The 25,217-nt window shown below is 47.2% G+C and carries 21 protein-coding genes; 4 read left to right on the forward strand and 17 right to left on the reverse strand.

What is annotated here, in order from left to right; all coding sequences use genetic code 11:
• Positions 1–81 precede the first annotated feature (81 nt).
• Positions 82–594 (forward strand): GNAT family N-acetyltransferase, encoded by a 513-nt coding sequence (locus ACN6KS_RS28830; protein ID WP_440960979.1) that lies wholly within the window; start codon positions 82–84, stop codon positions 592–594.
• Between the two features lie 334 nt (positions 595–928).
• On the opposite strand, the gene ACN6KS_RS28835 is transcribed toward ACN6KS_RS28830, so the two are convergent.
• Genes ACN6KS_RS28835 through ACN6KS_RS28850 form a run of 4 tightly spaced genes read right to left on the reverse strand, consistent with a single transcriptional unit; the run spans position 929 to position 5,336 of the window.
• Positions 929–1,180 carry a hypothetical protein gene (locus ACN6KS_RS28835; protein WP_094877297.1) on the reverse strand — a complete coding sequence of 84 codons (252 nt, stop codon included), beginning with the start codon at positions 1,178–1,180 and terminating at the stop codon, positions 929–931.
• Positions 1,180–2,607 carry a dihydropyrimidinase gene (hydA, locus tag ACN6KS_RS28840; RefSeq protein WP_440960980.1) on the reverse strand — a complete coding sequence of 476 codons (1,428 nt, stop codon included), beginning with the start codon at positions 2,605–2,607 and terminating at the stop codon, positions 1,180–1,182. The genes ACN6KS_RS28835 and hydA overlap by 1 nt, the downstream gene beginning before the upstream one ends.
• 2 nt (positions 2,608–2,609) lie before the next feature.
• Positions 2,610–3,899 carry an NAD-dependent dihydropyrimidine dehydrogenase subunit PreA gene (preA, locus tag ACN6KS_RS28845; protein ID WP_440960981.1) on the reverse strand — a complete coding sequence of 430 codons (1,290 nt, stop codon included), beginning with the start codon at positions 3,897–3,899 and terminating at the stop codon, positions 2,610–2,612.
• Between the two features lie 45 nt (positions 3,900–3,944).
• Positions 3,945–5,336 (reverse strand): NAD(P)-dependent oxidoreductase, encoded by a 1,392-nt coding sequence (locus tag ACN6KS_RS28850; RefSeq protein ID WP_440960982.1) that lies wholly within the window; start codon positions 5,334–5,336, stop codon positions 3,945–3,947.
• 318 nt (positions 5,337–5,654) lie between these two features.
• Between ACN6KS_RS28850 and ACN6KS_RS28855 the strand changes: the two genes are divergently transcribed.
• Positions 5,655–7,343, forward strand: a complete 1,689-nt coding sequence (locus ACN6KS_RS28855; protein ID WP_440960983.1) for a PucR family transcriptional regulator — start codon at positions 5,655–5,657, stop codon at positions 7,341–7,343.
• Here the strand turns inward: ACN6KS_RS28855 and ACN6KS_RS28860 are convergent.
• The 6 genes from ACN6KS_RS28860 to ACN6KS_RS28885 form a co-directional block, all read right to left on the reverse strand.
• Positions 7,309–8,676, reverse strand: coding sequence for an aspartate aminotransferase family protein (locus ACN6KS_RS28860; RefSeq protein WP_440960984.1), 1,368 nt, complete (start codon positions 8,674–8,676; stop codon positions 7,309–7,311). The genes ACN6KS_RS28855 and ACN6KS_RS28860 overlap by 35 nt on opposite strands.
• A 32-nt stretch (positions 8,677–8,708) precedes the next feature.
• Complete coding sequence (locus ACN6KS_RS28865; protein ID WP_440960985.1) at positions 8,709–10,172, reverse strand: CoA-acylating methylmalonate-semialdehyde dehydrogenase; 1,464 nt, start codon at positions 10,170–10,172, stop codon at positions 8,709–8,711.
• Between the two features lie 104 nt (positions 10,173–10,276).
• Positions 10,277–11,365, reverse strand: a complete 1,089-nt coding sequence (locus ACN6KS_RS28870) for an ABC transporter substrate-binding protein (RefSeq protein WP_440960986.1) — start codon at positions 11,363–11,365, stop codon at positions 10,277–10,279.
• A 240-nt stretch (positions 11,366–11,605) separates the two neighbouring features.
• A complete protein-coding gene (locus ACN6KS_RS28875; RefSeq protein ID WP_341135931.1) occupies positions 11,606–12,463 on the reverse strand; it encodes an ABC transporter permease in 858 nt (285 codons plus the stop codon).
• Complete coding sequence (locus tag ACN6KS_RS28880) at positions 12,463–13,275, reverse strand: ABC transporter permease (protein ID WP_440960987.1); 813 nt, start codon at positions 13,273–13,275, stop codon at positions 12,463–12,465. Before ACN6KS_RS28880 ends, ACN6KS_RS28875 begins: the two co-directional genes overlap by 1 nt.
• A 2-nt stretch (positions 13,276–13,277) precedes the next feature.
• Positions 13,278–14,060, reverse strand: a complete 783-nt coding sequence (locus ACN6KS_RS28885; protein ID WP_094868331.1) for an ABC transporter ATP-binding protein — start codon at positions 14,058–14,060, stop codon at positions 13,278–13,280.
• Between the two features lie 282 nt (positions 14,061–14,342).
• Here ACN6KS_RS28885 and ACN6KS_RS28890 point away from each other — a divergent pair, with 282 nt between their 5' ends.
• Both ACN6KS_RS28890 and ACN6KS_RS28895 read left to right on the forward strand, forming a co-directional pair.
• Positions 14,343–15,935 carry a histidine kinase N-terminal 7TM domain-containing protein gene (locus ACN6KS_RS28890; RefSeq protein WP_440960988.1) on the forward strand — a complete coding sequence of 531 codons (1,593 nt, stop codon included), beginning with the start codon at positions 14,343–14,345 and terminating at the stop codon, positions 15,933–15,935.
• A gap of 138 nt (positions 15,936–16,073) precedes the next feature.
• Positions 16,074–17,546 (forward strand): alpha-amylase, encoded by a 1,473-nt coding sequence (locus ACN6KS_RS28895; RefSeq protein WP_094868333.1) that lies wholly within the window; start codon positions 16,074–16,076, stop codon positions 17,544–17,546.
• 57 nt (positions 17,547–17,603) lie between these two features.
• Here the strand turns inward: ACN6KS_RS28895 and mprF are convergent, their stop codons facing one another.
• From mprF to ACN6KS_RS28930, 7 genes are all read right to left on the reverse strand, one after another.
• A complete protein-coding gene (gene mprF / locus ACN6KS_RS28900; RefSeq protein WP_440960989.1) occupies positions 17,604–20,264 on the reverse strand; it encodes a bifunctional lysylphosphatidylglycerol flippase/synthetase MprF in 2,661 nt (886 codons plus the stop codon).
• A 367-nt stretch (positions 20,265–20,631) separates the two neighbouring features.
• Positions 20,632–20,982 carry a FlxA-like family protein gene (locus ACN6KS_RS28905; RefSeq protein WP_094868335.1) on the reverse strand — a complete coding sequence of 117 codons (351 nt, stop codon included), beginning with the start codon at positions 20,980–20,982 and terminating at the stop codon, positions 20,632–20,634.
• Between the two features lie 110 nt (positions 20,983–21,092).
• Positions 21,093–22,316 (reverse strand): multidrug effflux MFS transporter, encoded by a 1,224-nt coding sequence (locus tag ACN6KS_RS28910; protein WP_094868488.1) that lies wholly within the window; start codon positions 22,314–22,316, stop codon positions 21,093–21,095.
• A gap of 163 nt (positions 22,317–22,479) precedes the next feature.
• Complete coding sequence (locus ACN6KS_RS28915) at positions 22,480–23,100, reverse strand: alpha/beta hydrolase (protein ID WP_440960990.1); 621 nt, start codon at positions 23,098–23,100, stop codon at positions 22,480–22,482.
• Positions 23,097–24,047, reverse strand: a complete 951-nt coding sequence (locus ACN6KS_RS28920) for a ring-cleaving dioxygenase (RefSeq protein WP_094877284.1) — start codon at positions 24,045–24,047, stop codon at positions 23,097–23,099. The genes ACN6KS_RS28915 and ACN6KS_RS28920 overlap by 4 nt, the downstream gene beginning before the upstream one ends.
• A gap of 17 nt (positions 24,048–24,064) precedes the next feature.
• Positions 24,065–24,466, reverse strand: coding sequence for a DoxX family protein (locus ACN6KS_RS28925; protein WP_094868338.1), 402 nt, complete (start codon positions 24,464–24,466; stop codon positions 24,065–24,067).
• Positions 24,467–24,606: 140 nt separating this feature from the next.
• On the reverse strand, positions 24,607–25,077 hold the full coding sequence (locus tag ACN6KS_RS28930; protein WP_280787328.1) for a MarR family winged helix-turn-helix transcriptional regulator: 471 nt from the start codon (positions 25,075–25,077) through the stop codon (positions 24,607–24,609).
• Between the last annotated feature and the right edge of the window lie 140 nt (positions 25,078–25,217).

A 25,217-nucleotide genomic window follows, 5' to 3' on the forward strand; every position in this document is an offset into this window, starting at 1 on the left:
CATTCCTACTACATGAATGACAGTGAGTAAATCGTCAGTTACCATAGATAAAAAGTACATATGAGACAGGGGCGTATGGTTATGATCATCCATTCAGAAGCCTTGGTTTTACAACGTACCACTGTGCAGGATTTAGCGTTCGTTCTAGCCATTGAACAAAGTGAACTAAACCGCATCTATATTGGTCAATGGACTAAAGCGGAACACGCTGCAGCCCTCCAAGACCCAAATATTCTACATCTTACAGTTTGGGACAGTTCAGGAAAAAGAGTCGGTTATATCATCATTACAGGACTTCAAGACACTCATCTTACCGTTTGTATTAAAAGAATCGTCATCCATTCCAAGGGGTTTGGGTATGGTAAGCTGTCGCTTTGTCTCGTGACCGACTGGATCTTTCGCCACACTGAATCACATCGCCTATGGTTAGATGTTAGAGACCACAACCACAGAGCACGCCATGTCTATGAAAGCTGTGGCTTTACACTGGAAGGTACTCTACGTGACTGTATAAAAGTAGGGGAACACTTTGAATCTCTGCATATCATGTCCATATTACGGCATGAGTATATGGAGCATGAACAGAAGCTGTAAATTAGATAAAGACCTAGATATAGGGAAAGTCTCCCTATATCTAGGTCTTACAAGAGATAAAAACCAATATAAAGGGAATAGCTCCCTTTTATTTACCGGAATCGTTCAATATCAGGGATATCATAGTGATTTATAGGGAGGTATTCCCTTTAATATCTATTTCATAACCGTAATCGGCTAAATATACGGAGATTTTCCCTATAATCGTCCTCCCAGAGCAATTACGCAAAATAACGTCACATTTTCAGCACCCGCTTTACAATGACACAACAAAAAGCCGAGCACCAAGCTCCCTAATCCAGAAGCTTACTACTCGGTTTTCAACTCATACACCTCAAACCTCTCCACTGTAACAACCGGTCTGCTCACCTGCCTCCATCTGCCCTGCAACCACAAGAGTGGTCACGTACTTACGGGCATCCGCTGTCAGCAACAATAACTCTATTGTGCTTTTGGCCGGTTCTCCTCTAACAAACTTTATTCGGGCACCGTCCAAGTCCTCTTGGATACTGGCAATGGTATATCCTTTAAAGAGCAGCCCGTCGATCTCTTGCTGTTCTTTGGCATATTCCGCATAAGCAGACACTAGACTACACCTCCGCTAATTTCTGCCTTGGACGGAAGAGGAGCCTCCGCTGCAAAACGCTTGCGTTTTAAATATTTTCCCGAGCCCGCCTTGCCAACAAATTGCTTGTCGCGAATCACAAACTCACCTCTACTGAGGACAGAAACAGGCTCTCCCTTTACTTCAAAGCCTTCAAACGCATTATAATCGACGTTCATATGATGCGTGTCCGCAGAGAGTGTTCGTTCTACAGCTGGATCAAAAATAACCAAGTCAGCGTCGCTGCCTACTGCTACTGTGCCTTTTTGCGGGTACAATCCAAACAGCTTGGCACTGGAGGTCGAAATAATATCCACGAATTTATTTAACGAGATCCGCCCCTTCTGCACACCTTCCGAATAAAGAATCGTAAACCGATCCTCGATGGTCGGTCCACCGTTCGGGATTTTGGAGAAGTCGCCAAGTCCCAGATCCTTTTGCCCTTTGAAATCAAAGGAGCACTGATCCGAGCCAATCGTCTGCAAGCTGCCGCTCCACAGCGCATCCCATAACACATCCTGATTCCACTGCTCACGCAGCGGCGGAGACCATACGTATTTGGCACCTTCGAAATTTGGCTTCTCTAGCGCCGTCTGATCCAGAACTAAATACTGCGGACAAGTCTCGCCGTAAACACGCAGTCCTTTTTTACGTGCTTCAGCAATCTTCCAAGCAGCTTCTGCACAGGTCACATGTACAACATACAGCTGTGAATCCGTCAGCTCGGTCAAATAAGCCGCACGCCCCGTAGCTTCACCCTCCAGCTCTGGCGGACGAGTCAGCGCATGAAAGATCGGATCGGTGTTGCCTGCAGCCAAAGCCTGCTCCACCAAATATTCAATGACATCCCCATTCTCCGCATGCACCATTACGAGCGCGCCTTCTTTTTTCGCGGCTTGCAGTGTCTTAAAAAGTGTACCGTCATCCGCCTGAAAAGTGTTCTTATAGGCCATAAATACCTTAAGTGAGGTAATGCCTTCATTCTCAATAATCTCCGGAAGCTCGCCCAGTACTTTATCGTTTAATTCTGAGACCATCAGGTGGAAGCTGTAATCAATCACCGCTTTATCCTGCGACTTATGATGCCATGTATCTACGGCTTGCTGTAGCGGTTGTCCTTTGGTGGTTAAGCAAAAATCAATGACTGTGGTCGTTCCGCCATATGCAGCCGCAATGGTTCCCGTCTCGAAATCATCGGCTGTAACTGTGCCGCCAAAAGGCATATCCAGATGCGTATGAGGATCGATGCCTCCAGGAAAAACATAACACCCAGAGGCATCTATAATCTCCGCACCCGGGACCTCTAGATGAAGGCCAATCTCTGTAATAACCCCGTTTTCAATCGCCACATCGCCTGTATACGTATCTGCTGCGGTAACGATGATGCCATTTTTAATAATCTTCTTCATCCTTATCCCACCTCCACTTCTGAATAAGAGCCATTTAAGCTACCGATCACCTTCTGACGCTCATTCCAAGTCAGAGAGGCAACCCCAGTGTCTACTGGAACCATATCGATCGCGCCGTCTGCTGGACAGACAATAGAACAAAGATTACAACCTACACAGTCCTCCTCACGAACCTGTAGTATAGCTTTCCCATCTGCATTAGTTAACATATCAATACATTGATGTGAAGCATCTTCGCAAGCAATATGGCATTTATTGCAGTTGATACAGTTCTCCTCATGAATGCGGGCAACGACCTTATAGTTGAGATCCAGATCGCCCCAATTGGAGTATCGGGATACCGATTTGCCGATTAGTTCAGTTACGGAAGCCAGCCCTTTGTCATCCAAATAGTTATTCAGCCCATCGATCATTTCCTCCACAATCCGGAAGCCATGATGCATGACCGCGGTACATACTTGAATGCCCGTAGCGCCCATAAGCATGAACTCCACAACATCCTGCCAGGTAGAAATTCCTCCAATGCCGGAGATTGGAATACCTACTCCCCGGTCACGAGCACACTCAGCCACCATGCTAAGCGCAATAGGCTTCACAGCCGGGCCGCAATAACCGCCATGAGCGCCCTGACCCCCAACATTCGGAATCGTATTCCAGCTATGAATATCTACGCCTGCAAGACTGTTGATAGTGTTGATCATACTAATCGCATCCGCTCCACCCTTAACGGCATGACGGGCAACGACGGTGATATCGGTAATGTTGGGTGTCAGTTTTACTATCACCGGGGTGGTCGCCACTTCTTTTACCCAAGTGGTCTGCGCCTGCACCAGATCTGGTTGCTGCCCCGAAGCAGCGCCCATTCCCCGCTCAGCCATACCATGCGGACAGCCAAAGTTAAGCTCTAGGCCATCTACGCCTACATCTTCTACCCGCTTAACAATCTCATGCCATTTATACTGTGAAGGTTCTACCATCAGGGAGGCGATAATCGCATGATTCGGGAATCTTTTCTTCGTTTCGTAGATTTCCTTCAGATTGACCTCAAGCGGACGGTCGGTGATCAATTCGATATTGTTAAAGCCCGCAACCCGCTGCCCATTGAAGTTCACTGCCGCAAACCGCGATGAAGTATTAATAATCGGATCACCGAGCGTCTTCCACACCGCCCCGCCCCATCCTGCTTCAAAGGCCCGCTGCACTTGATAGCCTGTATTCGTAGGCGGCGCGGAAGCCAGCCAGAATGGATTCGGTGATTTGATTCCTGCGAGATCAATACTTAAATCTGCCATTGATGTTCCCTCCCTGTCTTATAAAATCCAATTTAATTCCTAAGCTCAGCCCACAGATCTAACGGCAGGCTCCTGCAGGCCTGAGAACTGTTTTACAATTGCATAGGCTGCGTCTTTTCCCTGCTGGGCTGCTGATACTACCATGGCCTCCCCTTTGCCTGAACCAAATATGATATCGCCAGCAGCATAAATTTGCGGATCAGAGGTTCTACAGGTGGCCTCCTCCACCCTCACAACCCCGCGATCATGCGCAAGACCTAGAGAATCGATCAGATCTAGGCGACGCTTTTGACCAATAGCTATTACAACCGCATCTACCGGAATCAAGAACTCCGAACCCTCTATCGGCATAGGCACTGGGCGTCCATCCTTGCCCGGCTCCTCTGTCAGCTTCATCTGCACACATTCCAGTGCGGTTACATTCCCAAGCTCATCACCCACGATACGCTTCGGCAAAGTAAGCCAGTTAAACTCCACACCCTCCTGCTTCGCAAATTCATATTCAAAATCGTAAGCCGTCATCTCTTCGCGGGTCCGCCTATAGATCATTTTTACATTTGTGGCTCCCAGACGCACTGAACATGTAGCCGCATCAATAGCTGTATTGCCCGCACCAATAACTGCGACCCGCTGGCCCATCAGCTCTAGCAGAGGAATGGCGGTCTTTGTGGATTCCACGAGGGCAATGGCATCATAGACGCCAGCCAATTTTTCACCTTCAATTCCTAACGGAGGTACATAACCCATGCCTGCTGCCAAGACGATGGCATCATAGCCCGATTTCAACTCTTCTACAGAGACATCTGCTCCGACTTTTACACCTGTACGTATTTCCACACCCAGCTTCTCTACCTGCTCTACTTCCCAAAGAGAGATTGACTGTGGAAGCCGAAACGACACAATCCCATGTGTATCCAGTCCACCAGCCAGTTCCTTGGCTTCGTAAATTACAACAGCAAAGCCCTCACGGGCAAGCTCCCTAGCCGCAGACAACCCCGCAGGACCGCCGCCGATTACAGCTACCTTTTTCCCATTAGGAATACCTGCTTTAAATAATTGAACTCCGCTGTTCATCGCCCAATCTGTCGCATAACGCTGTAACAATCCGATTTGGATCGGCGCCGAGGCACCATTTAACACACAAGCTCCTTCGCATAGTTCATCTGTAGGACAAACGCGGGCACAGCTGGCACCCACAGGATTGGAATCCATAATCGTCTGTGCCGAGCCTTTCAAATTGTCAGTCGCAATCCGTTTGATAAAGGAGGGGATATTAATGCTGGTCGGACAAGCTTTTATACAAGGGGCATCGTAGCAATATAGACAGCGATTAGCCTCATCCATAGCACCCTTATAGGTCAGAGGCGGCTCAGCCTCGGCAAAGTTACGCATGAACATCTCTGGTGTAAATGCTGTTAACGGAGAAGAATGCTCCATCACTAGTTCCTCCTTATGGATAATTCTCATCTTTATGTTATATAACATAACATATTTTCCATTATATTCTGAATATTTTGCTTACATTCTTCGGATTATTGTAGTAATATAAGCATTAACAGAAATTATCTCTCAACGTCCTGCCTGATCAGGTTATATATACTGACATTCTTTAATCAAACTATAGTCATTTCGAATTTTCGTTGCATTAGACACTTTGTCTAATTTCAAAACTGTATTTTTTACATGTGAGAATAGGCTGAGAATAACAGGACGTTAATGGCTGGGTTGAGTACAGACGATCGAGGGGGAATAACTATGGATTGGGAGCTTGTATTAACCATTCGCGACGCTTTAACAAGACCACTATTCGCAGAGGCCGAAGTCATCGGCGGCAAAAGCGGCTTGAGCCGTGCCATTCGCTGGGTACATGTACTGGAAAGTGCCATTTTCGATACACTGATTCACGGGGAAGAAATGATTCTGACTACGGGGATTGGCGCAAGCGTCGATCTGCCCGCCTCCCTGGAATTCATGCAGAACCTAATCGATAAAAATGCCGCTTGTTTATGTATTGAGTTAGGTACGTATTTCAGCACCATCCCACAAGAGATGATCGACTTAGCTAACGCAAATGACTTCCCGCTGATCATCTTCACCCGCACGGTTCGCTTCGTGGATATCACCCTAGACCTTCATTCCATCATCATCAATCGGCATCACCGGATGCTGCAAGAACTCGAAAGCATCTCGCGTGAATTTCACCGCCTAACTTTAACCTCACAAGGAACCTTGAAGGTACTACAATTATTGTGTAAAAGCACCCGCACACAAATTATCTATATGCAGCTGCAGGGTAAGCCATTGTTCTTCCCCGCACTTTCGCCGGAGGAGCAAACACCCCTGCTGAATTTCTTCACCGCTTTCGGCGACGAAATGGAAGGTGTTCAGCCTGACGCTGCGCCATATATCCGAGAATATGGACAAAAGACTATTGCAATAAAACCTGTAGGCGCATTGGATCAGACCTGGGCTTATATCTTGATGGTCTGCAATCATAAGCCACAAGAATTCGACTGTCTGCTGCTGGATTCTGCCTCGCTGTCCATTGCTCAGGAGCTGCTACGAACCCGTTATATGGAAGAGCGCAAGCTTTTTTCAGAAAATCTTTGGGTCGATGAGCTGATCAATGGTCGCATGGAGGATGACAACCGCTTAAAAGGTCTGATTGGTTCCAATTTCAACGTGGTCAACGAACTCCCTTACCGTGTATGCCTTATAGAGATCAAGAACCCCAGAGATGTAAAATGGAACAGCTCGGAGAACGAATGGGAATCTATCACCTTCCATCTTTCGCTCACCCTGCGTTCCATCTTCGAGAAACATTCCCTACGTCCGCTGATCACACTCAAGAACAATCGCCTCACCGTCATCGCACTCGACATTCAATCAAAAATGCCTGGAAAAATGCGGCTTCAGCAAGCACTCGAGGCCCTTCAGCATATCCGCTCCGACGAGAAGCTCAAAGATTTGCAGCTGGTTATCGGAGTCAGCAAATCGCATAAGCGCCTAAAACGGGCCTATTCCGGTTACCAAGAAGCCCTGCAAGCCTTATCGTTATACTCCTGTTATCAGAAGTCACTGCTGTTTTACGATGAGCTTGGCGTTTTTCAATTACTACTTAGCTTAAATGACGGGAAAACGTTGCAGAACTTCATTCGCAGCTATCTTGGTCCATTAATCGACCACGATCAAACTAAGGGCTCCGAGCTGCTTCTCACACTGCGAGTCTACCTTGACCATGATGGTTCCAAACAGATTGCCGCGCGAAATTTGTTCATCGTTAGACAGTCACTGTATTATCGTCTGGACAAAATAACAGAACTGCTGGGCGAAGACTTCATGCAGCCGGAGAACCGGATCTCCATTCAGGTTGCCCTGCGTGCCTACCAATTCCTATACCCGGACAAAATCACTTTGCCCAGCCCCCGCTCATTACAGATTTAAACGTATTAATAATAAACTCTATATCTTCATCTGTGGAGGATAAGGGCGGAGCGAAGGTAAGCACATTGTTGAACCCAGCTACCGTATCGCCATTCTTGCCGATAATAAGTCCTTTGGATTTGCATTCAGCAATAATGCCTTTCACAATACTCAGATCAACCGGTTTCTTACTGGCCTTGTCTTCAACCAGCTCAATCCCTGTCACCAAGCCAAAGCTGCGGACATCACCTACAAGCTTGTGATCCAGTAACTCGGTGAATGCAGTGTTCAGTCTTTTGCCCAAAAGCTCTGCACGTTCCACCAGCTTCTCCTGCTCGATAATTTCCAGATTGCGTAACGCTAGTGCACACGAAGCCGGATTACCACCAAACGTGTTCACATGACGGAAATGACCGTAATCATCACTATTGTCCTTAAATACCTCATAGATATCCTTACGAACAGCTGTGGCGGACAGGGGAAGATAAGCACTGGTCAATCCTTTAGCCATTGTCACGATGTCCGGCTTCACATGATAGTTGTGATGACCAAACTTACGTCCAGAGCGTCCAAATCCACAAATCACCTCATCTATAATAAGCAGCACGCCGTGTTTGCGGCAGATTTCCTGCACCCGATTCAGATAGACTTGATGCGGCACGATGACGCCACCGCCCATAATCACAGGTTCCATAATCACCGCAGCTACCGTCTCTACGCCTTCCCAAAGGATCATATCCTCTATTGACTGTGCACATTGGAGGTTGAATTCTTCCACAGAAATCCCTGCCGGGCGGCGATAGCTGTCCGGGGGAGCTACATGCAGAAACCCACCCGTCAGCGGTTCATACTTATATTTGCGCTGAGCCTGACCCGTCGCAGATAACGCACCAAGCGTGCTGCCGTGATATCCACGGTAACGGGCAATAAATTTATGGCGATAATGCTGGCCGATTTGCTGCTGGTACTGGCGGGCTATTTTAAACGCAGCTTCGTTGGCCTCTGACCCACTGTTGGAAAAGAAAATCACGTATTCGTCTCCAAGCCACTCATTCAGCTTCTCCGCCAGCGCAATCGCCGGGAGGTGACTTTGCGTCAGCGGAAAATAAGGCAACGTCAGCAATTGGTTGTAGGCTGCTTCCGCCAGCTCCTTGCGGCCGTATCCCACGTTTACACACCATAACCCAGACATTCCATCCAAAAAGCGATTACCCTGTATATCCGTAATCCACGATCCACTTGCCGAGGCGGCAATCATAGGCGGATTTTTTTCACTGTAAGGCGTAATGTTGTGCCATAAATATTGCTGATCCTTCTTCAACGCAAGCTCGCTATCATTCCCAAGACGCTGCATAAGTTTTTCTCCTCTCTAGTAGCTCAGTTTTTCTAATAGCGGGCAGTGAGCATCTTTTTACGTGTATAAAATTCCACCCCATCTCGCCCATTGGCATGCAGATCTCCATAGAATGATTTCTTATAACCCGAGAAGGGAAAAAAGGCCATGGGTGCAGGCACGCCCAGATTCACACCCAGCATCCCTGCATCAATTTCTTCCCGGAATTCACGGATCGCCTTTGCGCTATCTGTATAAATGCACGCCCCATTCGCGAATGGGGACTGATTCGTTACCACAATCGCTTCACTAAGACTTTTCACACGAATCACAGACAATACTGGCGCAAAAATTTCATCCTTCCAGATGGTCATTCCCGGCTGTACATAATCAAAGATCGTCGGCCCGATAAAATAACCCACACCGCCCGCAGCCGGATCTTTCCGTCCGTCTCTCACAAGCTCGGCTTGTTCAGCCTTTCCAATCTCAATGTAATCGAGCGTACGCTCCTTATTCGACTGACGGATGACCGGACCCAGAAATACCCCGTCAGCGGCACCATTACCAATCTTAAGCTCATCCGCACCAGCTATCAGGCGATCAACTAGCTCGTCAGCGATGGCCTCATGGACTACCACAACCGAGCAAGCCATACACCGCTCACCCGCAGAGCCAAAGGCCGCCGCAATAATATTTTTCACCGCATTGTCCAGCTCCGCGTCAGGCAGAACAATGGAATGATTCTTAGCTCCTGCTAAAGCCTGCACCCGCTTGCCCTGCGCCGTCCCTGTCTTGTATACATATTCCGCTACCGGCTGCGAGCCCACGAACGAAATCGCCTTCACTTCCTCATGTTCCAGCAGCCCGTTGACCACCTCATGTGCTCCATGAACAACATTCAGCACACCTGGCGGAAAACCCGCTTCGGCAAATAGCTCAGCCAACCGATTAACGAGCAGTGGCGTACGCTCAGAAGGCTTCAGCACAAAGGAATTCCCACAAGCAATGGCGAGTGGAAACATCCAGCAAGGGACCATCATCGGAAAATTAAACGGGGCAATCCCCCCAATAACCCCCAACGGATAACGGTACATCCCGGATTCAATTCCGGTAGCGATATCAGGAAGCTGGCTGCCCATCATTAATGTGGGGATGCCTGCGGCAAATTCCACACACTCAATACCACGCTGCACCTCCCCCTGCGCCTCTTCCAGACTCTTCCCATTCTCCAGCGTAATCAGCTCAGCCAGCTCATGCCAATGCTCTAACAGCAGCTGTTGATATTGAAAGAAATAACGTGCGCGACGGGGCACGGCGACTCTTTTCCACAATTGAAATGCTACAGCAGCCGCATCGACCGCCCTACCCAATTCTTCTTTGCTTGATAGGGGCACGTAGGCAATTACTTCACCAGTCGCCGGATTATATACCTCTTCTTCCTGCCCAGATGACGACGCTACCCAAGCGCCATTCACATAATTCTTAACCTTTCCGACTTGTGTCACTAGGAGAGACATAACTCGCACCTCTTTCTCTATTTCAGATGCACAGATAGACTGCTGATTATAATAGATGACCGCCAGAACGGGCGGTCATCTATTATAACTATAAGTTCGACTTCTTACTTTGCCGCCATTTCTACGATTTCGTTCGTGTAAGCTGCATCTACCTTAGCCGGTTCTTTAATAACACCGAACTTTTGCGAAATATCAGCCGTTTGCTGGAACGCTGCTGCATCGGTGAATCCCATTTTGGCACTATCAAAGCCCTCAGGCAGAATCAGCTTGGCAACCTCGGTCATCATCGTTAGTTGATGCTCTTTAGTCGTACTGCCATCTTCCGCTTGCTTCATTACACTGTCCACCGCAGCCGCAGGATCGGCAATGGCGTCTTTCCAGCCCTTCAAAGAAGCGCGAACAAACTTGGCCGCAGTCTCCTTGTTCTCCGCAAGCCATTCCTTATTGGCAAACAAGTTATCCTCCAGCATCGCTACACCTTCTGTATTCATATCGATCACATTCAGATCCTCTGCCTTGATGCCCGACTCAAGTACAACCTGATATTCGTTATATGTCATCGCCGAAGCCGCATCAATCTGATCCCCTAAGAACTGATCCATCGTAAAACCTTGCTTCGTAAAGCTTAGATCCTTGTTCGGATCGAATTTATATTTATCAAACAGGGCTAATAGCTCAAATTCATTGCCACCCATCCAGTTCCCAACCTTTTTACCTTTTAGATCGGCTGCGGAATTGATGCCTGCCGATTTTTTGGAGACTAGGACCAATCCGCTCTTTTGATAGATTTGCGCGATTTGCACCAGCGGCATACCCTCTTCCAGACTCGGCAGTAGACTGGCTACCCAACCAACACCAATATCCGCAGAACCACCTGCCACTTGCTGTTCTGGAACAATATCCGGCCCACCCGGCAAAATCTCTACATTTAGTCCCTCTTCCTTGTAATAACCTTTATCCTGCGCCACAAAATACCCGGCGAATTGCGCCTGCGGCACCCATTTCAGCTGCAGCTTCACGGTTACCGGATCAGCCGCAGCACTTGCCTCAGGAGCTGCTGAAGTTTCAGGAGCAGTCGTAGCTTCAGCTGCCGGGTTATTATTATTGCCCCCGCAACCCGCCATTAAAGAAACACTCAACATCATCACGATCGCCAACAAACCACCACGAAATTTGTGTTTTTTGCCGTTCATCAATGAAACTCCCCCTACCGTAATTTAAGTTTGTACCAAGCATAAACGCCTTCCGCGTCCTTATAAGGACGATAAGCGCTTAAGCGAGAAATATAAGGAATGATGTATAGTGTGAAACTTATAGATCCTTATATTGTAAGACAGCACAGTATGGACAATCATCGTGGTACGCGCTATGCAGACAGCCGCGGGCGGTTTCTCTATTCCATTCCCACATCACTGGATGTAATGATCATTAGGTTAACGCTGCGAAGGATGCCACTTGATGAATACTTTCTCCAGTCGCTCAACCACCAGGTAGAAAAGTACACCTGCAATGGCAGCCAGAACAATGCAGGACCAGCCTAGCGGCATTTTGGCGACCTTTATGGAATTGGAGAGCAGATACCCAAGCCCTTTGGAGGAGAAAAAGAATTCCCCAACAATGGCCCCGATCATGCTGGCAGTGGCGTTAATCTTCAGCGCCGTAAATATATAAGGCAGACTGCTCTGAATCCGCAAATAACGAAATACTGCCGGCTTACCCGCCGCGTAGGAATGCATCAGATCCAAAGCCAATGGATCGATCGCCGCCATGCCTTTATAGGCATTGATCGCCATTGTCGCCATCGTAGTCGCCGTTACTATGGCAATTCGCGAGCCTATTCCATCCCCGAACCACAGATTCATAATGGGCGCGAGGGCGACGATGGGCACAGCATTTAGAGCAGCAACCAGCGTTAAGCTTCCGCTCCCCCAACGCGGCCACGCAGTAGCGGCTAATGCAATCAGAAATCCAATCGCAGAACCAACCAACATTCCTAACACAGCCTCAGTAAGGGTGTATCCGGTATAGGACAACAACAAGCTGAAATTATCTCTCATGGTCGCAGCAATGGCTGTAGGCAGCGGCAGCTGATATTTTTTCAAATCAAAGATCTTATGAAAAAATTGAAATTCCCATAGGGCAAGGAACAACACACCCGCTAACATAGGCAGTAACACCCTTGTGTTAAAGATTCTCTTCAGCATTCGTGAACCGCCCCAACGCGCTGGTTCAGCCGTTTCATTACTTACAGGGCCAATAAACGGGATCTCCCGAACAGAGTTGGTCTCCATTAGCCACCGCCTCCTTTCGGACGATATTCAGGCTGCCACGGCGCTACCAGACGTTCGATTAGACTAATCAACCAATAGCTTGCAATTCCCAACAAAGCGCCAACAATCACCGTAGACCAGAACATATAGGTATGAGAGCTGCCATAGTAGAGATTGCGCAGCATGATTACACCAATCCCGTGCTGTGCACCCATCAGCTCTACCAGGATAGCACCAGTGACAGCAAGCGGAGCAGCTATTTTAAGTCCCCCGAACAAACCAGGCAGAGCTGCTGGAAATCTCAGTTTCCAATAGACTGCCCACGGCTTCGCTGCGTAAGAATGCATTAATTCAAGCGCTGAAGGATCTACACTTCGCAAACCGCGTAGCATGTTCAATGCCACCGGGAAAAAGGTGATATAGCCCGAAATAATAATCCGTGAGGTCTGTTCATCGCGCACAATCCCATAGATGATTGGCGCCAGCCCTAGAATCGGAATCATTTGTGAGGCAATCGCATAAGGAAAGGTTAACTGCTCTATTGTCTTCGATAAGCTCATCAGCACTGCTAATGAGGCACCAGCCACAGCCCCAATCAGGAAACCAACACCCGCATTGCCGAAGGTCGCGGCTCCTTCCTTCAAGAGTGTGCCTCCATACTGCCAGAAGGTGGCTAACACCTCATGCACATAAGGCAGTTTGGACTGTGCTAGCGGCGTCTCCACCACATGGAGCAGCATCCAGGAGGTTCCTTCCCAGAGCAGCAGCAGACCCACAATCCAGACAAACAATGGCAGCAGGCGACCTCGTATGAAGATACTGCCCCCTCTCATCCTCACACCCCTTCGAAGCTGTCGCGAATATTTGCGATCAGTTCGAAAAACGCTGGGCTGTTTCTCATTTCCGCCGTTCGTGGACGTGGCAGAGGAATATCAACCACAGCGGACAAGCGACCTGGATGCGGGGAAAGAACAAACACCCGGTCTGAAAGGAATATAGATTCAGGAATACTATGCGTTACAAAGACAATGGTGTTCTGCACCTTACTCCAGACGGACAGCAGCTCTTCATTTAGACGCTCACGCGTAAATTCATCCAGCGCAGAGAACGGCTCATCCATCAGCAGAATTTCCGGCTCCATCGACAACGCCCTGGCAATCGCCACACGTTGCTGCATCCCTCCACTTAGCTGCCATGGATATTTATCTGCAAAGCTCTGCAGCCCCACTAGATCAAGCAGCTCCATCGCCTTTTCCTCTCGGATCGACTTCTTGACGCCCATCAGTTCCAGTGGCAAGGTAATGTTATGCTTCACCTTCCGCCAGTCATACAGCACTGGACTTTGAAAAACAATGCCATATTTCTGGGCCAGCCTTGCTTCTCTGGCACTTTTTCCAGCGACTACAATATTCCCGCCCGTTGGCACGATGAGATCTGCCATCAGTCTCAAAAGCGTTGTTTTGCCACATCCTGAAGGCCCGAGCAGTGAGACGAACTCCCCCTTGGCAATATCAAGACTCACCTGATGCAGCGCAAGCACTTCTGCAGCTTCTGTCCGATAGCGCATTTCAACATTTTTCAGCTGAATTTCCGGAATATTGGTCGCGAGTAATGACATCCTCAGCCCCCCTTATCAAAATAAGCTCTGCATTTAATGTTAGTTAATCTAACTCATAATTGAGTAAATTGAGTTAATTCTTCTGTCGTGTAGTATTAACTAACATGTTACACCCTGCTCGCTACACTCTCATTAGACAATTAGTAAAATAGCTCCTGTGAATTTGCGTCATTTTGTCTATGAGACATTTTTCGAGTTGCGAATCAGAACTTATTTTTTTATATCCGTAAATATGTGGTAATATTTATCCAATATCTCTCCTTAGTAGGTGACAATAGACCCATGGGATCTGTAATTTCGAATTATATTGTTATTGTTGCTATATCAGGTGTGCTGAGCGTACTACTAGCCCTTTTCGCCTATTATAAAAAAACCGATTTCTTAGGCATCAGAGCTTTTGTTATAAGTTCCTTTGCATCTGCTATTTACACCTTCGGTTTTGCTTTAGAGCTATCAGGAAAAACACTGGAGGAAATCAGTCTCTGGATTAAGCTAGAGTATCTGGGGATGCCCTTTATTGCACCGGCAAGCCTAATTATGGTGATACATTTCGTTGGGCTGGAGGGTTTGTTTAAAAAAGGCATGCGGGTGGCATTATTTATCATTCCGTTCATTTCAACACTGTTGGTATGGACTAACGATTATCATCATCTCTTCTATAAATCCATTTATTTACGAGACAATACCCCGTCCCCACTTGTTGATGTAGTGATGGGACCTTGGTATATTGTTCACGGCAGCTTTACTTTTGGCTGTCTGCTGGCAGCCATTTGCCTTATGATCTGGCAGTGGAACCGAATGAAGCGAGTATACCGCAGGCAAATCATCACGATCATCATCGGACTAAGCCTTCCCACCCTTGGCTCATTTTTATATCTAATGGGCTTAACGCCTTACGGTATGGACCCGGTCCCCATCATTATGAGCTTGACTTCATGCCTATATATTTGGGCTATTTTATCCCGGGGAATGTTAACTGCCGCACCTATTGCTCGTGAGAATCTGTTCGAAAGCATGCGAGAAGGCGTGCTTGTCACCGACCGCTCGGACATGCTAGTCGATTACAATCGTGCAGCTGCGGATATGATAGAGGGGCTGAACTCCTCATCGATTGGCAGACCCTTAGCGCAGCTGTTTCTTAACGCAGGCAAAGACGCCTTGTCCTATGTAATGGATGCCGAGCCGCTGTTGCGCGAAGAACGGGAAGTGGCTTGGAACAAAGCTGGTGAAATCTGTTATTATCAAATCCGCTCCTCTCCGGTACAAAAACAAGGGGGAAACATCGCGGGCCAGATGATTATGCTGATCGACGTGACTGAACAAATACTGCTTCGGGACAAACTGCGTCAATTGGCTACGATGGACAGCTTAACGGGGATATATAACCGCACTTATTTCTTGGAGCTCAGTCGAGCGCTGCTTACACAGTCCGCCAGCCTGCGCAGTTCATTCTCCATGATTTTACTGGATGTAGACTTCTTCAAGAGCATTAATGACCGCTACGGGCATCAATATGGAGATCAAGCTCTCCAGCATATTGTTCAGGTGTGCAGCAGACATCTACGAGAAGGAGATCTCTTCGGTCGTTATGGCGGCGAGGAATTCGTGATCTGTCTACCAGATACGTCGTTGAAGCAAGCTGCAGGGCTCTGTGAAACTATCCGTGCCGATATTGAACAAAGCATCTTGTACACGCTTATCGGGCCCATTAACGTGACCGCCAGCTTCGGAGTAGTAGAAGCCCTAAGTCTTGAAGCCACTCTAGAAGAGCTGCTCTCAGAGGCTGATCATGCCCTGTACAGTTCGAAAAGAAACGGACGAAACGCTGTTCACCTCTCCCAGAGGTCAGAAATCACCCTTTTCAAACCTATATAAATGCATTCTTGTCCCTAATAGCGCATTCCTCAACCGTCCTTATTTTTCATAGTCTGTTTTTAGGTTTAATAGGAGTTATCTGAAAATTTAATCAGAGTGTAGGAAAAATTCGCTTTATGGATATGGGAGGCGCAAGAAATAATGAGGAACCATACAATGATGCAATTTTTTGAATGGCATGTTGCTGCGGACGGCAAACACTGGGATCGCTTAAAAGAAACAGCTCCCGCGCTAAAGGCCGTAGGCATTGATTCTGTTTGGGTACCTCCTGCGACAAAGGCCGTCTCCGCTGACGATACAGGCTATGGCGTGTATGATCTATACGATCTGGGCGAATATGACCAAAAAGGTACGGTACGCACCAAATATGGCACCAAGCAAGCACTGATCGACGCCATTTCGGAATGTCAAAAAAATGGAATCGCGGTGTACGTTGATTTAGTCATGAATCATAAGGCAGGCGCGGATGAAAAGGAAATCTTTCAGGTTATCGAGGTCGACCCTAATGACCGGATGAAAGAAATCTCCAAGCCTTTCGAGATTGAGGGCTGGACTAAGTTTACTTTCCCCGGCCGCGGGAATGAACACTCTTCCTTTAAGTGGAATCACAATCATTTCAACGGCACTGACTTTGATGCTAAATCGGGGCGAACAGGAGTATTTCGTATCGTAGGCGAGAACAAAACATGGAACCAGAATGTGGACGACGAGTTCGGCAACTACGATTATCTAATGTTTGCAAATATTGATTACAGTCATCCAGAGGTCAAAAAGGAAATGATCCAATGGGGAAAATGGCTGGTGGACACGCTCCACTGCAGCGGCTTTCGCTTAGATGCCATCAAGCATATTAACCATGAGTTTGTAAAAGAATTCGCGGTAGAAATGTTTAATAAATGTGAGAAGGATTTCTATATCGTGGGTGAGTTCTGGAATTCGGATTTAGAATCCTGCCGACAATTTCTAAATACCGTGGATTATAAGATCGACCTCTTCGATGTCTCCCTTCACTACAAGCTGCATTCAGCTTCCTTGGGGGGTAGAAACTTTGATTTAACTAAAATCCTCGACGACACACTGGTGCAGACCCATCCTACCAATGCTGTAACGTTCGTTGATAATCATGATTCTCAACCCCATGAAGCTCTGGAATCTTGGGTAGATGATTGGTTTAAGCAAAGTGCTTATGCACTTATCCTACTGCGACGCGATGGATATCCGGTTGTGTTTTATGGCGATTATTATGGAATTGAAGGTCCTACACCTGTACCAGGTAAAAAAGATGCCATTGATCCGCTATTATACACCCGCTATCACAAGGCTTATGGTGAACAGAAGGATTATTTCGATCATCCCAACACGATTGGCTGGACGCGGCTCGGCGTGAAAGACATCGAGCGCTCCGGTTGTGCGGTTGTGATTAGTAACGGTGAAAACGGCCAAAAAAGAATGTTCGTAGGGGAAAAACGCGCTGGTGAAGCATGGGTGGATTTCACCCATAATCACAAGGCGACTATAACGATTGAAAAAGATGGCTGGGCGACCTTCCCGGTCAACGGCGGCAGCGTATCTGTTTGGGCGCTACCCGATGCAGGGACTGACAAAAAGTAATTATGTTGTATATAAATAGGGTGCTCATCGCCATTTTTCAGCGATGAACACCCTATTTTAGTTGTTGTTTGGAGTATTTTCTGGATGACGGGATACTAGCCTTACCAGATCCAGTGTAAGGATGGGCAACGTTACGGAAGCTGGATAGGCCAAGTAACGCGGCTCCCACTCCGGGCTGAACTTTTCTTTATAGCGACGCAGTCCGGCAAAGCCGTACCAGTGTCCACCTCTTTTAAACACGAGATGAGCCAGTTTTTCCTCTCGTAGTGCTCCGGCATTCTGACCCACACTGGATAGTGGAGCATTGCCAAGATTAAAGCGGTGATACCCCTCCGACTTCGCCCATTCCAGCAAACGAATGAATAAATAATCCATCGTACCATTCGGTGCGCCCTTTCGATGGCGCATTAAATCAATAGACAGGGTCTCTCCCCGGTCATACCCCGGTGCAATCGAAGCAAAAGCCAGTACCAACCCTTCGCTGTTCCGCAGGATCGCAATGGGCGCTAGCTGTAGATAATCTTCCTTGAACCATCCCAGCGAATATCCTTTTTCGACTCGCCTGCTCAGCCATTCATCCGAAACCGACCGCAGCTCTCGCAGTAAATTTTCAGCATGTGGTGCAGTTGCAATTTCAAAAACATAACCTTCCCGTTCAAAACGATTGCTTACACTGCGCAAATCACTATTCTTTTTGCCACTTAGCGTAAAGGTATTGAGCGTTACCAATGCCTCTTCACCCAGCTTGAAGAAGCGATAGCCCTGCTCATGATAGATGGATAAGAAGGCAGGCGTAGCTTGATAGAAAACGACAACCAGCCCAAATTTATCCGCAGCTTGTCTGAATTCATTGATAGCTTCGTTCATTAAGCTTTTCTCACCTAGCGGATCACCTAGGACAACGAGCTTGTCTCTGACTCTGGAAAACGCAAGAAGCACCTTGTCATTCTGCGCCCAGAAGAAGCTTTTATCCCCTAAAAACAGCATATGGGTCAAGGCATTGCCTTGAACGCCCTCTAAAAAGCGCTTCAGCTTGGCTATATCAAAAGCACCGAAAAGCTCCTCCGCCTTATGATGCGGCCGAAGGGTTACCAGCATAGTGAGAATGATCCAGGAGAAGGCTAGCCCTCCGATTGCCGTAAAGGCGACATGACTATGCCGCTGAAGCCATTCAGGCTGCACTCCGGGAGGCAGATGCTTCAGAAATCCACGATGTACATAACTGCCCATCAAATAATAAGTAAGCGCGATGACAGACGTTAGGGCAAACCACCAGATCGTGCTCTGTTTACTGACTTGGGCACTGATTCGATAAAACCGAGATCTGGATACCCACAGGATGAGAGCTACCAGAAGCAGAAAAAGTGCCTCTTCATAATCAAACCCCTTAGCCACAGCAAACACCGATCCAGTGAACAGAAGTATGCTAGTCCATACATATGCACTATGCACTCGCAACGTAATCCCCCGTGACAATATAATTAGCATGAAACCAATAAGTACAGACAGATGATGCGACAATTGCATCACTGGAAAGGACAATATCTCCTCCGTAATCTTCAACCTATACAACAACCCCGGCGTTGCAGTAGATAACAAGAGAATCAGACCGCTTGCTAATACTAACTTACCGAGAGCCCACACCCCTAGATCGCTCAGAAAGGAATACTGACCCGGCCACCCCCAAATCTTTTGCCATAGATTAAGAGAGGGTTCGAACCCTGGAGCTGAACGATCTAGACCCTTTTTTCCTTGCAAACCAATTTCCAGTGCAGCCAGCACCAATCCAATCAACCAAGGAATGACATAATAAAACAATCTAAAGATAACAAGTACCGCCATCGCCTTATCGCTCTGGTATCCAAGCTGTGTAAGTCCAAGCAAGGCGATAAGATCAAATGCACCGATACCGCCGGGGGCCATACTCAATATGCCTGCAATGGCGGCAATCGTAAACACACCAAAGATAGCTATGAAATGGACCTCGTCCAAAAGATGGCTGCTGATGGTCCAGAAAGTCACGCCTGCAAAGCTCCATTCCAAAAAGGAAGCACCCACAGAAGCCACGACTGTAAACCATGGTGTTCTGCCTTCTCCACGGTTAATCCACTTTGCATAAAGTGCTGAGCGCTGTACAAACACAAATATCGGCAAATAAAGCGCCATCCCCCATACTGCGAATACGAGCCAGCGATGTTCTTCCAGCAAAGCCGTTGCCGGGAGTAAGCCAAAGATATTAGCCCATGAAAGCAAGGATAACCCAGTAATCATAAGTGGGGATAGAAATACGATGGCCGGGGTTAGCACAGAGGTTGGCACTCCACTTTTTTTATACAGCAGCGTCCTTAAACCCACTCCAGCCAGACCCGCAAAGCCAATCAAATTATTAAATGTATTAGCAATCCATGCATACCGAAACGTACTCCATAGCCCTACTTTTAAACGGAAATGTGCCCGAATCAAATAGTCATAGGCACTCATTACAGCTACTGCGAGAAGGGCAAAGCCGACCATTTGAAAAATAGCGGACGTGGGCACGCGCCTAAGTTCACGCATAATAAGCCCTAAATGAACCTGCTTCAGCTCATGTTGCCCCTCCCAGTATACGAACGCAATAATAGCGACTGGAAAAAGAGCTCTGACCGCCCTGATCCGATAGATAGATAGGATTAGCCTTACAATTTTGAATCTTTCTAATGTCTGTTGCTTAGAATGCATGAGCCCACCTGCCTTTACCGCTGACACATGTTGTGCTAGACAATTTTTACAACTAATTCATTATAGCAATACTTGGAATAGATGACCCGTGATAATCAACACCTAATCCATTAGACTGCCAACAGTGCCTTTACCCCTGCAATAATTAAAGAATTTATGGGAAAAGTGGAGTAATCATAATAAATATATTACGAAGATGGACAGGTTATTATGACGGAACTTTACTTAAGGGTGCTTTGTCAGTATTGGCAAACAATGCGTTAAAAGAACATGTAAATTAAAGTTTAAACCTAAAAATACATAACAAAAAGGACATCCCTCACGGCAAAGGATGCCCTTTTTATTATGTAATGCGGTTTACAATAGGTTATACACGGATATCAAATCTGCCTTTGCTATCCGTTGTTGCGGTAGCTATCTCTTGCGGACTTGCTGCAGCAGGCTTATTGTTCGCAGGTTTGGCAGGTGCCTCTACAACACTGTTAGCGGAGGAAGCACTGCTCTGAGACTTCTGCGAGATTTGTGCCTCGATGGTCTTAATCTGTTGTTCAATTTGCTTCGTTTTCGTTTCCTTGGTCTTGTCATCGTCTGCGCTGGTATTAATCTTGTCCAGTTCAGCTTCTAGCTTCGCTTTTTGTTTCTCAAGCGTACTGGTATCTGTAGTGCTAGATGTCGAGGTAGTATACGATGTGGAACCTGAGACTGCTGATATACTCATGGTTATCCCTCCCTTCCTTACCTCCAATATAATCCTTTTGCAAGTAAGGAACGTTAAGACCCGCTGAAAGTTTGCTGAAAATACTACTTGCTGGTTGTAAGGATGGGCTGCTAGGCGCTTGCTTTTCCTCGTCTAACAAGCAGCATATAAGAAAGAATCGAGAGAAGTCCGGTCCCTGCTATTACAATCGCCATCGGAAGTGCTGATTCAACTCCCCCAAGACCAACAAGTGGCGCCACACAGCTACCTAGCAGCAGAGGAATTAATCCGATTAACGCCGAGGCACTGCCTGCCGCTTCTCCTTGATCTTGCATCGCCAATGAGAAGCTGGTCGCTCCGACAATCCCCACACTGGAGACAACTGCAAATAAACAGATCAGAATAGGGATCAGCCCTCCTCCTACCAGAATCGTCAGCAGTAGTAAGAGGCCTCCCGTCGTACAGAGCAATAGTCCGCTAAATAGCAATTTAGTCTCACTTACCTTGCCAGCAAGTCTGCCGGCAATTTGGCCTGTAATAATAATTCCAATCCCATTCACAGCAAAGATCAGACTGTATACCTGCGGTGTAACCGCAAAAATATTTTGCAATACAAAAGAAGAACCTGAGATATAAGCAAACATGGATGCCGTAACAAAACCTTGCGACAAGGCATAGCCCATAAACTTACGATTGCCAAGCAATACCCGGAAGGTAAGCAGTGTCCCCTTCAGTCCACTCTTAGAGCGTCGCTCCTTCGGCAGTGTCTCTGGCAAGCGCAATAAAATGGTTAGACAAAAAATAATTCCGGCAGCAAATAAAACTAAGAATATCCCCTGCCATGTAGTTACTCTTAACAGTTGGCCCCCAATAACCGGAGCCAAAATCGGTCCGAGACCATTCACAATCATCAATAGTGAGAAGAACTTCGTGAGTTCAGAGCCACTATATAAATCACGAACAGCCGCTCTAGAGACAACCACGCCTACTGAACCAGCAAGCCCCTGAATAAACCGTAAAGCAACCAGCAGTCCAATCGACGGACTAAAAGCACACAGCACTGATGATATGGCATAGATGAACATTCCTATAAGCAGCGGACGGCGACGGCCATACACATCACTCAGCGGTCCAGCGACCAACTGTCCTGAAGCTAGTCCCAGCAAAAAGAAGGTCAGACTAAGCTGTACTAAAGCAGCAGTCGTACCGAAATCCGCGACAAGCGTAGGCAGTGCAGGCAAATACATATCAATCGACAACGGGCCGATCGTTGTAATGGAACCGAGAATCACAGCCAGCTGTAATCTCTGCTTCCGTGAGGGTCCACCTGCGGCAAGCTTATTACCATTTTGCATTCCAATCATAATCCTTACTTCAACCTTTCTAAAGCAACCCATAGGCCTTTTTTTGTATTCTTCATACTAACGTAAAGGAAGTGAATTGATCAATCCTTTTATGGAGGGCTGCTAGCGCCTGTGTAACAAAAATAACCGCCTTCCGGCGGTTATTCTGATTGTTTTATGCATTTGTAGATGTGCTGCGCATTTGCAACCAATCTCTAGCGGCTTCAGCCTCAGCAACACTCAGGCGATGACCTTGGTTGCCCCAGTGTGTTGTCACCTCTGCGCCTGCCTTCTGTAAAATAATCTCCAAATCCTCAGTCTCCGAAGAAGCGATAAGCGGATCATTTGTACCTGCTCCAATGAAGATAGACACCCCTTCAAGAGAAGGAAGCCCTACATTCCGCAGCGGCACCATCGGATGCAGTAGAATTGCGGCGCGGAAAACCTCCTTATAGTGGAACAGCAAGCTGCCGGCAATGTTTGCACCGTTAGAGTAACCCACGGCTACCAGATTGTTGGCATCAAATCCGTATTGCGCTGCGGCATCGTTCAGAAACTGCTTAATCTCGTGAGTACGGAAGATTAGATCGGCTTCATCAAACACTCCTTCAGCCAGCCGCCGGAAGAACCTCGGCATACCATTCTCTAGAACATTCCCTCTGATACCCAGAACTGATGAATCTGGAGATAATAACCCCGCAAGCGGTAGCAAATCTTGCTCATTGCCCCCCGTACCGTGGAATAATACAAGCGTGGGCTTCGTTATATCCTTACCTTTATGAAATACATGAATCATCCCTGCTTCACCTCAATTTCTCTTATTTGAATAGGACTTAAATTTTCTTCGATAGCCGTACGATGCGGTTCATACCAAGAAGGCAGCATCAGTTTCTCGCCCAGAGCATCCGGTGCCTCATCTCGAGCAAAGCCTGGAGGGTCTGTAGCAATCTCGAAGAGGATCCCCCCTCTTTCACGGAAATAGATCGCATTGAAGTATTGGCGGTCTTGAACCGGTGTTGGATGATGTCCATGGCTCTGTACATGTTGCCCCCATTCCAGCTGCTCAGCATCATCTTTTGCACGCCATGCAATATGGTGAACCGTACCTGTACCTCCTGCACCTAGCGGGATTGGCGTTGTCTTCAGATCAATAATATTACCCAAATCGCCAGTGGTTCTGTAACGACTATATCCGTCTCCATCCGCGATATGCTCCATTCCCATCGTATGGACAAGCGTCTCTGCCGTTTGCAGCGGATTGTTGCTGTAGAGCACAGCGCCACCGAACCCTTTGATCGCATGCTCGGCAGGAACCCCTCCGAAAGACCACTTACTAAGCGCTCCTTCCTCACGTTCCACAAGGTCAATACGTAAACCGTCATAATCAGTGAAGGATAGATAGGTTTCCGAGATTCTATTGCTGAGGGTGACCGAAATTTGATATGCAGCAAGACGTTGTTTCCAGAATGCCAATGAGCCCACAGGTATTGCATAAGTGGTTACACCGACCTGTCCAGCGCCGATTCTACCTTTACGCCCCATGGAAGATGGAAAGAATGTAATTATCGTCCCCGGTGCACCCTGTTCGTTCCCAAAATATAAATGATAAACTTCCGGAGCGTCAAAATTAATCGTTTTCTTCACCAGCCGTAGTCCTAGAATACCGGCGTAAAAATCAACATTACGCTGAGCATCGCCAACAAAAGCTGTAATATGGTGGATTCCTGCAGTTTGAAGTGTCATTATTATAAACCCCCTTCTTAGTTAAAAATCAAGGCATCCAGAGAAATCGAACCCGGCCCCGTAAGTGCTATACCTACCGCAACCACAAGTACTGTGAGTGGAAACTCAATACCGTTTGCAGTAGACCAGAAGCCATTTGGCGCATGAACCTTAATGATGGCTCCAAGCATCGTAGCAGCGATTAACACTGCTGCAACAGGAGTTAGTAGCCCTGCCGCGAACATAAATCCACCCGCCAGCTCTAGAATACCTGCTAATACCGCCATCGTAACGCCTGGTTTAATGCCTATGGACTCCATCCAGCCGCCTGTACCCTTCGGGCCATATCCGCCAAACCATCCAAATAGCTTTTGTGCGCCATGTCCGATAAACGCAATCCCGATCACTAATCTCATCAATAATATTCCTACACTTATCATGGTTAATCCACTCCAATTTTCTTTGATTTAATTATCTTAACATTAAGATATATGGTAAATTTTTTTGTCTACCAGCGGCAAGAAGCAGCGAACTGCTTCTAACCTTATAGAAGCGCTCTTCCTAATGATATTTCAGCGCTCTATACACCTTTACCTAACTTCTTCAGTAAATCGATAGCCTGGCCCTTCTCTTCCTTATCCAGTCCATGCATTAGATCATGAATCGAAGCCACATGACGCGGGAAAATCTTATCGAACAGCTCACGCCCTGCATCCGTAATCTCCGCATAGGTCACGCGTCTGTCCTCGCTACACGGAACACGTTTCAGCAGACCTTTCTTCTCCAGCTTGTCGATATTATAGGTGATGCTTCCACTCGTAACGAGAATCTTCTCCCCGATCTGTTGCAGTGGAATACGGGTCCGGTGATACAGCACCTCAAGCACCATGAATTCGGCAGACGCCAGCCCGTAACTCTTCATATCCTTCACAGCTTGATCCATCAAGCTTCTGTAAGCCTTAGATAATACAACAAATAACTTTAAAGAAGACGCCTGATCCATCTCCGTAGTATTCTCTGTATTACGAACATTCTCTTCGGTATTACTCATCAATTCCACCTCCAGTTTGACAGCGATGTTGTACAATCTAAAGTAAATGTCTTTATGTTAAATATCTTTAATTTAAGATAACTATACTTCCTCACACTACCTTTGTCAACCTCGCCACTTAAAAAAGATAACATAAGGTG

The sequence above is a fragment of the Paenibacillus nitricinens genome (assembly GCF_052056485.1).
In the GTDB taxonomy this organism is placed as follows: domain Bacteria; phylum Bacillota; class Bacilli; order Paenibacillales; family Paenibacillaceae; genus Paenibacillus_AQ; species Paenibacillus_AQ nitricinens.